We start from the raw sequence: 11,614 nt of genomic DNA on the forward strand, positions 1-11,614 counted from the left end.
TTGTCTATTCAAATTCATTAATACGTTCTTCTTTGACTAATTCATACATACCTTTAGCATTTTCTTTAGATGCATGTTCATTTAATCCTGTTACATTAACAGTTACAAGTTTTTGGCCGAAACGAATAACGAGTTCATCTCCAACTTTAACATCTGTACCTGCTTTTGCTACATTACCATTAATAGTAATACGTCCTTGGTCACTAATTTCCTTAGCTAATGTTCGACGTTTAATTAATCTAGACACTTTTAAAAATTTATCTAATCTCATTGATGAGTCTCTCCTTGCTCTAAAAATTGTTTAAGAGCCACTTCGTCAAAATCTTTATTTTTTGTTTTATCATACAATGACATGAAATGGTCTGCAAATACTTTCTCGAATTTCACTCGTGGTTTTTTACCTTCATTAGATTTAGCAGTTGCCCATATCGTTTTTAAATCCTCTATAGATTCAGCAGATTCATCACTAAATATATGTGGGTGACGACGAATCATTTTATCATTTAAACTTGCGACTACTTCTTTTAAATCAAAATAGCCTTCTTTTTTACCGATACTTGTATGCAATAACACCTGTAATAGTATGTCTCCTAATTCTTCCACCATATGCCAATCGTCTTCATTATCAATTGCCTCAAATAATTCAAACGTTTCTTCTAACAGGTAGCGTTTTAATGTTTGATGTGTTTGAACTTTATCCCAAGGGCAACCTTTTTCATCATCAACAAGTAAATCAATCGTTTGTTCAGCAAAGCTAAAGTCATTATATAGTGATTCATCTGCTACAATTTTAGGCACAAAGACACTTGTTAAATTATTGAAAGCAGTGTCAAAATGATCTAGCTCGAATAAAGCACATTCAGTTACTTGTGCATCACCACTACGCGCACCTGTAACAATTTTTACAATATGCTCATCTGGATAACGTTCCATCAACGTCAACTTGATATCTGCTGCTACCATTGCGCTATATACTTGAGTTATCAAAGTATTAGTGCGAACATTTAGTTTCGCTTCTTCTAACGCGGTTCCATCTAATAATGTAAAACCATCATTAGGTTCAACTGCAACCGCTTCGAATACATCATCAATAAAACTTTTTCCACCTAATACTTTCACTTCTATATCATCATTCTGATTATGATACGCCATTAATTTAGCTGTTGTCGTTTCGGCAACACGGGGATGCCCTGGCACAGCGTATACAATATCCGACTGGTGTGCTTTATTAATCAACTGTTCAACAATTTGATTGTAAACAGCATCAAACTGTTCATTCGCTTCGTATATATCATCAAAGCCCTCAAAATCAATTTCACTTTTTAATGATTCAATTACAGGGTGTTCAAGAGTGCGTGCATATATTTTATCTTGCTTTTGAATAAATCGATATATACCTAAAGGCAAATCATCGATATCATAGTTTCCTAAACCAATAATCGTAATCGTATGCGTCATGAACGTCTTCCTTTCTTAAAGTGATATAACTTGTCCCCTAAAGGTAAAAATTTCAATTCCCTATAACTTAAAACATTAAAAATACCGACGTATATAATAAATACCCCTACACCAACTACGGCACTGATTAATAAAGATATTAATCCAATTAAACGTCCGCTAGACGGTAAGATAGTCATCATCAGTTGGACAATAACTGACATTATAAACAACCCGCCTACTAATTTTATAATAAATTTATTCATTTGATTAAAATGATAAGATTTCAATACGGCACGGTGAAGTATACTCGCAAAAATAATTAACGATAACACTGTACTTATACTAGCACCTAAAATATGAAGTTGATAAATGAAAACTATATTGAATATAGCTTTAGATAATAATCCTACTATAAAACCAATCACTATCGGTTTGATTTGATTAAGTACTTGCAATAATGCAATATCCATCATAATCAATGATACACCAATAACCGTCAACATATAAACGCATAACGTTACTGTCTCGCTATCTGTCTTGAAAAACACTTTATTCATAAGTGGTAAGACATTCATCAAACCTATACCTGCTGCCGAACTAATCAATATAGTAATTTTTAGTGAGGCGTTAGCATATCTATACATTTGAATCGATTGCTTATATTGAATGGCTTCGGTTAATAATGGAATTAAGACAAAACTAAACGTTGTTGTTACAATTAATCCCATTTGAATAAAAGAAGCTCCTCTATCATATATACCTTTTTGTTTAATCGCCTCTTCAAATGGCAGTCCTGTCATTTTCAAAGTATGGATGACAGTAAAACTATCTGCGACTTGCCACAAAATAACAATTAACTGACTCAAAGCAAAAATAAGAATAGCAATAAGTAACTGGGTCCATTGAATTTTCGTTCCTTTAGAAGCTAATTTCAACTTAAACGGTCGTTTAGATACTAGATAAAGTGTTGAACCTAAAAAGCCGATTGAAGAAGCAATGATTGATAACGAGCCAGCTTGGTAAATAGTCCAATGTTGTGTCAAAAATAGGAAAATAGCTATCATAATAAATCCTACTCGAATGAATTGTTCTATAACCTGGGAAATAGCTGGCACATTCATGTCTTGTCTGGATTGAAAATATCCTCTTAATACTCCTAACACACCAACAAATACAAAACTAAAACTAGCCATTCTAATCATAGGTGCTAAATGTCCATCGCCCATTAAACGTGAAACAATGCCTGCGCTCCCAAATACAACGAAACATATACCTATACCTACACTTTGTATAATAAGCAGCACTTTAGAATAATATTGTGAACGGTGATCCATACCTAAGTTTTGCGTCACTGCACTTGGAATAGCATTCATAGATAAAATCATACCTAAAGCAACAATAGGATAAACTTGTTGATAAGCATACAATCCCTCATCTCCAAGTATATTTTGATAAGGCACTCTATATATCGCACTTAATACTTTAACAATGACTAACGCAAGCGTTAATATCACTACACCATTAAATGCCGACTTATGCTTCATCTTTAATGCTCATACTTTCTTCAATACATTTCACTAAGAATTTTAAGTTGTCTAGCCATTGTTTAGATTTAGTGAGTGTCACTTTCATTGCACTATTCTCTACGCCGACTTTCATCGTTCTTCCAAGTGGTTGTGTATTTTTAAATAATGACTCTCCGTCAATATCAGCAGTTGATTTCTCAGATAAGAATATTTGAATTTGTTTACCCGTATCTTTAATTTTTGTAATACTCGCATGAAGTGCATGCATTTTGATTTCTACAATATCTAATAAACGTTCAACTTCTGTTGGATATTCGTTAAAGCGATCGATGAGTTCATCTTTAATATCCATGAGTTGATCTTCTGTTTCAACTTTGCGTAATTTTTTATAAATTTCAATTTTAGCTTGTTCATTTTGAATATATTCCGCCGGTAAATAGGCGTCTAAATTCAGTTCGACTTCTACGTCTGGTACATCTGGCGTTTCCTCTTTGATACCTCGTTTTTCATTAACTGCTTCTTCAAGCATTTGAGAATATAAATCGAAACCAACTGAATCTATAAATCCATGTTGTTGTTTCCCGAGTAAATTACCTGCACCTCTAATATTCAAGTCGCGCATCGCTATTTTAAATCCAGAACCTAATTCGGTAAATTCTTTAATGGCTTGTAGTCTTTCCTCAGCTGTTTCGTTTAACACCTTATTTGCAGGATGAAGGAAATAAGCATACCCTATTCTACTTGAACGACCTACACGTCCACGTAATTGGTACAATTGACTTAAACCGAAGCGATCCGCTTCTTCAATAATCAATGTATTCGCATTTGGTACATCGACACCAGTTTCAATGATTGTCGTAGTCACTAAGATATCGTATTCATGATTGATGAAGCTGAGCATTGTTTCCTCTAAATCTCGTTCAGTCATTTGCCCATGCGCTACCGCAATGTTGGCATCTGGCATTAACATTTGCAGTTGCTCTCTCTTTTCATAAATGGACTGAACTTTATTATATAAATAGAAGACTTGACCATCACGAGATAGTTCACGTTCTAATGCTTCTTTAATAAAGTTAGTATTTTGCTCTAAAACATAAGTTTGCACTGGGAAACGATTTTCAGGTGGCGTTTCGATGACCGATAAATCACGTACACCAAGCATACTCATATGCAGTGTTCTTGGTATCGGCGTAGCTGTTAACGTTAACACATCTACATTATTTTTTAGCGTCTTAATTCTTTCTTTATGACGCACACCAAAACGTTGTTCTTCATCGACAATAAGTAAACCTAAATCTTTGTAATGAATATCTTTGCCTAATAACTTATGTGTACCTACAACAATATCTACATAACCAGATTTAAGTCCTTCTTTAGTTTCTTTCACTTCTTTAGTTGAGCGGAATCTACTAATCAATTGAATTTCAACTGGAAAATCTTGCATACGTTCAATTAATGTTTCGTAATGTTGTTGAGCTAATATCGTCGTAGGTACAAGGAATGCGACTTGTTTACCTTCCATGACAGCTTTGAAAGCGGCACGAACAGCAACCTCAGTCTTACCATATCCTACATCACCACATAATAAGCGATCCATTGGACGTTCACGTTCCATGTCACCTTTTATTTCTTCAATAGATTTACTTTGGTCTGGTGTTAGCTCATATGGGAAATCTAATTCAAACGTAGACTGTTCTTCAGTGTCTGGACCAAATTGATAGCCAACTGACATTTCTCTTTGTTTATATAAATCGATTAATTCATCTGCTATGTCTTCAACACTTTGTTGAACTTTAGCTTTCGTCTTTTTCCATTCAGTGCCACCTAATTTATTTAAACGAGGTGATTTGTCTTCGGAAGCAACATATTTTTGAACTTGATCCATTTGATCAACCGGAACGAACAATTGGTCTGTACCTTTGTACTGTAACTTAATATAGTCCCTATGTTGTTCTCCAACTTCTAAAGTTTCTACACCTAAATATCGTCCTACACCGTGATGAACATGAACAACATAATCTCCAACATTTAAATCTTGGTATGACTTAATTTTTTCTGCATTCGACATGGTTTTAGTACGTTTACGTTGCTTTTTCTGCTTGGTCTTGAATAATTCTCTTTCTGTAATAACCACTAATTGCATATAAGGTAATTCAAAACCTTCAGAAAGACTGCCTTCGACAACAATTGCTTGACCACTTGTTGAGGCCTGATCAATATGTGTTACGACAGGTATATGCATTTCATTAAGCATAGATTGTATACGCTCAACCTTCGTCTCTGTTTCGACTAAGACTACAATCGCATAGTCATTATGGATAAATCTTTGGAACTCTGAACGCATAATGTCGTATTGACCATAGAACTGCTGTACAGGTTTACATGAGAATTTAATAATATGATCTAATTCCACAGGCATAGAAGAAGTGAAAAGCGTAAAATAAGCCACAGGTCGTTCTTCTAATAAAGTTTCAAAGCCATCATATTGCATAAAGCTTTGACCAATAAATCCATTACCACTTTCAATTAAGTTATTAATAAAATCATCAACTTCAGTCGTTAACGTTTCTTCTGTTTCTTTAATACGATTATATTCATCAACAGCTATCACAACATCATTCGCAAAATAATCAATAATCGTTGATGGTTGGTCATACATAAATGCAACTAATCGTCGTAATAATTGATGATCAAAGAACGTAGATTCAAAAAGTTTGAAACTTTCATATGTCTCTTTTAAGTCATTTCTCACAGATTTTTCAATTTTTGGTCTTGTATCTTCATATGCGGCCTTTAATTGTGTTTGTAGATGATTAATCACTTCATCAGTAATAATATAGTCACTTGCTGTAGTTATTTCTACTGATTCCAAGTTATCGTTAGAACGTTGTGTTTCCACATCGAAATCACGAATTGAATCTATTTCTGTATCAAATAATTCAATTCTAACAGGTGCTCCAATTAAAGGATAAATATCTATAATGCCACCTCTTAGTGAGAATTCACCAATGTGAGAAACAACACTTTCTCTACGATATCCCATATTGACTAATTTATTTAGAAAATCGTCAACATCTATATCATCACCAACATTTAACGTCATTTGATGATTGCGCCACATTTCTACTGGTGTTAAACACTTTTTCAATCCATTTAACGGAACAATAAATAACCCTTTTTCTCCATGAGCAAGAGCGGTTAGCGTTCTAACACGCTCACTCATAAGTTGAGGGCTTTGTGTAGAAAATTCTTCGGTCATGATATCTTGAACTGGGTATTTATAAACTTCTTCGCCACTGACATATTGTAATATATCCGCTTCAATTTTATCCGCTTGATACAGATTATTAGTTACTAACAACATTTGCTTTTGATCGGCTAAATATTTTTCAGCAATAATGGTAGCTTTTGCTGAAGGTGATAGACCCGTAACTAAAATATTATCTTGGCCAAAAACCTGGTCTAATTCCTGAAAACGTTTATCTTCTTTTACATAGTTAGAAATAACTTGTCTCAATTCACTTCACCATTATATTCATTCATCACATTGTCAAATCGAGATGTTTCAATGAATGCTTCTACAGCATTAGCTGAATGTTCAATAACTTTCTCCATTGTAGTCATTTCTTCTTTAGAAAAACGTTGAAGTACATAATCAGGAACAGACATACCATTCGTTGGTCGACCAACACCAATACGAATTCTCTTAAATTGGTCAGTGCCAAGCATTTTGATAATTGATTTCATACCATTATGACCACCTGCGCTACCTTTTTGACGTAAACGTACTTGTCCTTGTTCTAAGTCTAAATCGTCATATAACACAATTAAATCGTCTACGTCAATATTGTAGTAATCCATCAATGGCGCGACAGCTTCACCAGACAAGTTCATCATTGTCATAGGTTCAATAAGCAGAACTTTATCACCATTCATTCTTTCAATTGTATATGCACCTTTGAATTTTTGTTTGTCCAAGGTGAAACTATGTCGTTCTAGTATATAATCAATGACTTCGAAGCCAATATTGTGTCTTGTTAATTCAAATCGTTTACCAATATTCCCAAGACCTACAATACATTTCATATGTCGTTACCTCCATGTTAATTCTTTATTTATTAAGTGACTTTTTTAATTTACATACTCAATCATTTGATTTAACTGTCATTTTACGTATGTTTTATAATCTAATTTCTTAGCCACAAATTTATAATCATTCCCTATAATAACACAAAAAGCACTATGCTTATTAGTATAAGCATAGTGCCCGTTAAGAAAGTTAAGAAACTTTATAAGACCTTATTCATTAAAATAAAAATCTTATTCTTCTTCTTTATTTTCTTCTTCTTCGTCGTCGTTTTCTTCACCAACACGTTCAGGTTCTTCAGTAGCTGCTTCGCCTTCCATAGCTTCTACTTCTTCTTCAGTAGGCTCATCTGTTGGAGGTACTACAGTTACGATAGAATCTTCTGGTTCGTTTTCAATAGTGAAGTCACCAGATACTTTAATATCAGCAACTGAATAGCTGTCGTTGATATTTAATTCAGTGATATCAACTTCAATTACTTCAGGGATATTATCTGGAGTTGCAGTAACTTCTAAGTTGAATAATGGTTGTTCAACTACGCCGCCTTCTTTAGCGCCTACTGCTTCACCAACTAATTGAACTGGTACTTCTACAGTACGTTCTTCAGTCATGTTGATAGCTAAGAAATCGATATGAGTGATTTGGTTTTTCAATGGATCATATTGGTAATCTGATACCATAACTTTGATTGATTTAGAACCAACACCTAATTCGATAACACCGTTACGTCCTACTTCACGGATAACTTTGATAAATTCAACTTCATCAACTTTAACTGAAGTATTTTTTGTTCCGTAACCATATACAACTGCAGGTACTTTACCAGCATTTCTTAATTGTTTAAGGTCAGAACGTGTTTGTTTACCTTGACGGATGATTGACTTTAATGAAGTCATTCTATTTCCACCTTTCATTTTTCGCTCTTTTACGAGCTCCTCACTTACCCATCAACATCATTCGTTGCTTGCAAGTGTTTATTTATTCGTATAATCACGAACGAATGTATTATACACGCTTATATCGCTTTCGTCAAACTCATTTAACAATTTTAGTCGAATAATACACTTACTGACTCTCTTTCGTATACTCGGATAATGGCTTTACCAATTAAACCAGCAACTGAAAGTTCTTTAGTATTTGTAGGTTTACGACTTTCTTCTAATTGAATTGAATTTGTTACAATAAGTTCTTTAATTGCTGAATTCTCAATACGTTCTTTAGCTGGGCCTGATAATACAGGGTGTGTACAACATGCATATACTTCTTTAGCACCCTTATCTTTTAATGCTTGTGCTGCTAACGTAATAGTACCAGCTGTATCAATAATATCATCAATAATGATAGCTGTTCTGCCCTCAATATCGCCCACAATATTCATTACTTCAGCTACGTTTGGCTTAGGACGACGTTTATCAATAATTGCAATTGGAGTTTTTAAAATGTCTGCCAATTTACGTGCTCTTGTTACACCACCATGGTCAGGAGAAACAACAACACATTCTTCTGGGTTAATGGCAGGATCATTTTGGAAATGTTGCGCTAAAATAGGTACGCCCATTAAATGATCAATTGGAATATCAAAGAAACCTTGGATTTGAGGTGCATGTAAATCTAAAGCAATCATGCGATTAGCCCCTGCAGTTTCAATTAAATTAGCTACTAACTTAGCAGTAATCGGTTCACGACTACGTGCTTTTCTGTCTTGACGAGCATACCCATAATAAGGTACTACGATGTTAATATTTGCCGCTGATGCACGTTTACAAGCGTCAATCATAATAAGTAATTCCATTAGATGTAGATTAACTGGGTATGAAGTAGGTTGGATAATAAAGACATCGCAACCACGAATACTTTCTTCGATATTGATTTGAATTTCTCCATCACTGAAACGCTTAACAGAACACTTACCTAATTCAATCCCTACATGATCTGCAACTTCCTGTGCTAAAGGTTCATTACCTTTGAGTGAAAAGATCTTTAGCGATGAATTCTTATATTCATTATTTAACATTTATAGTCCTCCAATTATTTACTTACACAACTACTATTATATAGAAAATTAAACTTGATTACTATGCCAAAGTCTAAATACTAATTTTACATATTCATTTCAGCTATTTATTTTTGCTGCTTAAATAACCATCTTTATTAACTTGTCTTACTCGTGCCAATGCCAAACTTTCATTTGGGATATCATCAGTGATTGTTGATCCTGCTGCTATAAGCGAATGATCTCCAACTGTTACTGGTGCAATTAAGTTTGTATTACATCCAATAAACGCATCTTTACCAATCACAGTTTTGAACTTATTCACACCATCATAGTTAACAGTAATAGAGCCACATCCAATATTTGTACGTTCACCAATTACCGCATCACCAATATAACTTAAATGTGATACTTTAGCTCCGTCTTTAAGTTCAGCTTTCTTCACTTCTACAAAGTTACCTACTTTAACCTCTGCACCTAATTGAGACCCTGGTCTTAACTGTGCAAATGGACCAACATTCGTGTATTCGCCCACTTCTGAATCGTTGATTACTGATTGTTTAATATGTGCATGAGATGCAATCACACTATTATTAATTTCTGAATATTGTCCAACTGTAACTTCTTCTCCAATTACAGTTGAACCATTAATTCTTACGCCAGGTTCAATGATTGTGTCCATACCAATTTTTACATCTGGTCCAATAAATGTATTATTGGGATCAATAATTGTCACACCATTTCTCATATGAAATAGATTGATACGTTTCTGTATTGCCTTTTCAGCTTGGCTTAACATTACTCTATCATTCACACCCATAATCTCTTCGAAATCATCAGTGTGATATGTACTTGCTTTACCATTTTCATTAATAATTAAAGAAATCACATCTGGTAAATAATATTCTCCTTGTGCATTATCATTCTTAACTTGTTCTAACTTTTCAAATAAAGTTTTGTTATCGAACGCAAAGATTCCAGAACTTATTTCAGTTATTGCCTTTTCTTCTATGTTAGCATCTTTTTCTTCTACAATTCGTAATAAATGTCCTTCGCTATCTTTGACAATTCTGCCATAACCTGTTGGATTGATTGCTGTGGCAGTTAGAACTGTTGCTTGAGACTGAGATGCTTCATGTCTCTCGATTAAAGATGTAAGTGTTTCTGATGTAATAAGTGGTGTATCACCACATACAACTAGTGTTGTCCCCTCATTATTTATCAAATGAGGTTGTGCCATTTTTACTGCATGTGCCGTCCCAAGTTGTTCTTCTTGAAAACTATAAAGTGATTGATCACCCAATGTTTCTTTTACACTTTCAGCACCGTGACCAACAATTGTAATTAATTGGTTCACACCTGATTGTTGAACATTTTCAACCACATGTTCTATCATAGTTTTGCCAGCGATTTCATGTAGCACTTTATATTTATTCGATTTCATCCTAGTGCCTTTACCTGCTGCCAATATTATTGCATGTCTTTGCATGAATGCTAACCCTCCATTAAATATACACTTCGTTATTATTATAATTTAACCGCTATCACTCTTTCAACATATAACCTACCAAGTCATAATCACTTAATCATACGCCTGTTTTAAATTTTTAATATATGCATGATGACTCGATTTATTTAGATTCACATTTATTACTTTTGACAAATCAGTTTCAAAATTTGAGAAATCAATTCAACTTAATGAGAAAAAAAGGGGGGTAGGGGCTCATTTAAAAGATGACGAAAATGTAAAAACAGAGTCAACACATTCTGTTATGTCGACTCTGCAATGTAATTTTTATATTTAAGCTTCGTTAGATTCGTCAGACTCGCCTGATGTAGCATTTTTATCTGGAATCACTTCATCAGTTTCATCATATACTTTCATCACCGCATCTTGAATCTCTTGTCTCATTTCTGAGTTGATTGGATGCGCGATATCGCGGAATTCACCATCTGGTGTACGTTTACTTGGCATTGCGACGAATAGACCTGAATTTCCTTCAATCACACGTAAATCGTGGATTACGAATGCCTCGTCTAGCGTGATAGAAACAAGTGCTTTCATTCTACCATCTGTATCTATTTTTCTAAGTCTTACATCTGTCACTTTCATGTAGTGAGCCCCCCTAGTATATCTTTGTTTTATTAGAAGCTTGACAATTGCTTAAAAGAAAAATTATATCCTTTATTTAACTTTACTAATCAATTCAATTTCTACTTTAACATCTTTAGGTAGTCGCGCTACTTCGACACAACTACGTGCTGGTTGATGTTTATCAAAATAATTTCCATATACCTCATTTATATATTGAAAATCATTCATATCAGAAATAAAAATAGTTGCTTTAACAACGTTTTCTAAATCTGAACCTGCTTCTTTAAGTACCACAGATAAGTTTTCTAAAACTTGTTTAGTTTGATCTTTTACATCATCGCTTACAATTTCCCCTTCTAAATTAAGTGGAATTTGACCTGATGTGTATACTAGACCATTTACTACTGTAGCATGTGAATAAGGTCCTAATGCTTCCGGTGCTTTGTTTGTGTTAATAATTTTCATGATGTGAT

The 11,614-nt window shown here is 34.0% G+C and carries 10 protein-coding genes; all 10 read right to left on the bottom strand.

The window, feature by feature from the left end; genetic code table 11:
• Nucleotides 1-4 precede the first annotated feature (4 nt).
• Nucleotides 5-271 (bottom strand): RNA-binding S4 domain-containing protein, encoded by a 267-nt coding sequence (locus LPC11_RS11365; protein WP_023374618.1) that lies wholly within the window; start codon nt 269-271, stop codon nt 5-7.
• Entirely contained in the window at nt 268-1,458 is a 1,191-nt protein-coding gene (locus LPC11_RS11370) for a MazG nucleotide pyrophosphohydrolase domain-containing protein (RefSeq protein WP_107566334.1), read from the bottom strand. Before LPC11_RS11370 ends, LPC11_RS11365 begins: the two co-directional genes overlap by 4 nt.
• Nucleotides 1,455-2,984 carry a polysaccharide biosynthesis protein gene (locus LPC11_RS11375; RefSeq protein WP_231307275.1) on the bottom strand — a complete coding sequence of 510 codons (1,530 nt, stop codon included), beginning with the start codon at nt 2,982-2,984 and terminating at the stop codon, nt 1,455-1,457. The genes LPC11_RS11370 and LPC11_RS11375 overlap by 4 nt, the downstream gene beginning before the upstream one ends.
• Nucleotides 2,974-6,483: a transcription-repair coupling factor gene (gene mfd / locus LPC11_RS11380; protein ID WP_231307276.1), complete on the bottom strand. Its 3,510-nt coding sequence runs from the start codon at nt 6,481-6,483 to the stop codon at nt 2,974-2,976. The genes LPC11_RS11375 and mfd overlap by 11 nt, the downstream gene beginning before the upstream one ends.
• Nucleotides 6,480-7,052 (bottom strand): aminoacyl-tRNA hydrolase, encoded by a 573-nt coding sequence (pth, locus tag LPC11_RS11385; protein ID WP_023374614.1) that lies wholly within the window; start codon nt 7,050-7,052, stop codon nt 6,480-6,482. The genes mfd and pth overlap by 4 nt, the downstream gene beginning before the upstream one ends.
• Before the next feature lie 234 nt (nt 7,053-7,286).
• Nucleotides 7,287-7,949, bottom strand: a complete 663-nt coding sequence (locus tag LPC11_RS11390) for a 50S ribosomal protein L25/general stress protein Ctc (RefSeq protein WP_002465710.1) — start codon at nt 7,947-7,949, stop codon at nt 7,287-7,289.
• A gap of 152 nt (nt 7,950-8,101) precedes the next feature.
• Nucleotides 8,102-9,067, bottom strand: coding sequence for a ribose-phosphate diphosphokinase (locus LPC11_RS11395; RefSeq protein WP_002451734.1), 966 nt, complete (start codon nt 9,065-9,067; stop codon nt 8,102-8,104).
• Nucleotides 9,068-9,170: 103 nt separating this feature from the next.
• A complete protein-coding gene (gene glmU, locus LPC11_RS11400) occupies nt 9,171-10,535 on the bottom strand; it encodes a bifunctional UDP-N-acetylglucosamine diphosphorylase/glucosamine-1-phosphate N-acetyltransferase GlmU (RefSeq protein ID WP_231307277.1) in 1,365 nt (454 codons plus the stop codon).
• A 312-nt stretch (nt 10,536-10,847) separates the two neighbouring features.
• Nucleotides 10,848-11,159: a septation regulator SpoVG gene (gene spoVG, locus LPC11_RS11405; RefSeq protein ID WP_002451732.1), complete on the bottom strand. Its 312-nt coding sequence runs from the start codon at nt 11,157-11,159 to the stop codon at nt 10,848-10,850.
• A 72-nt stretch (nt 11,160-11,231) separates the two neighbouring features.
• Nucleotides 11,232-11,606: a RidA family protein gene (locus tag LPC11_RS11410; RefSeq protein ID WP_023374612.1), complete on the bottom strand. Its 375-nt coding sequence runs from the start codon at nt 11,604-11,606 to the stop codon at nt 11,232-11,234.
• Nucleotides 11,607-11,614 lie beyond the last annotated feature (8 nt).

The sequence above is a fragment of the Staphylococcus sp. HL28 genome (assembly GCF_021117155.1).
In the GTDB taxonomy this organism is placed as follows: domain Bacteria; phylum Bacillota; class Bacilli; order Staphylococcales; family Staphylococcaceae; genus Staphylococcus; species Staphylococcus warneri.

What these genes read in the sequence shown, in the direction of transcription:
- LPC11_RS11365 (WP_023374618.1), bottom strand. Translation starts at nt 271, where the DNA reads ATGAGATTAGATAAATTTTTAAAAGTGTCTAGATTAATTAAACGTCGA.
- LPC11_RS11370 (WP_107566334.1), bottom strand. Translation starts at nt 1,458, where the DNA reads ATGACGCATACGATTACGATTATTGGTTTAGGAAACTATGATATCGAT.
- LPC11_RS11375 (WP_231307275.1), bottom strand. Translation starts at nt 2,984, where the DNA reads ATGAAGCATAAGTCGGCATTTAATGGTGTAGTGATATTAACGCTTGCG.
- pth (WP_023374614.1), bottom strand. Translation starts at nt 7,052, where the DNA reads ATGAAATGTATTGTAGGTCTTGGGAATATTGGTAAACGATTTGAATTA.
- LPC11_RS11390 (WP_002465710.1), bottom strand. Translation starts at nt 7,949, where the DNA reads ATGACTTCATTAAAGTCAATCATCCGTCAAGGTAAACAAACACGTTCT.
- LPC11_RS11395 (WP_002451734.1), bottom strand. Translation starts at nt 9,067, where the DNA reads ATGTTAAATAATGAATATAAGAATTCATCGCTAAAGATCTTTTCACTC.
- glmU (WP_231307277.1), bottom strand. Translation starts at nt 10,535, where the DNA reads ATGCAAAGACATGCAATAATATTGGCAGCAGGTAAAGGCACTAGGATG.
- spoVG (WP_002451732.1), bottom strand. Translation starts at nt 11,159, where the DNA reads ATGAAAGTGACAGATGTAAGACTTAGAAAAATAGATACAGATGGTAGA.
- LPC11_RS11410 (WP_023374612.1), bottom strand. Translation starts at nt 11,606, where the DNA reads ATGAAAATTATTAACACAAACAAAGCACCGGAAGCATTAGGACCTTAT.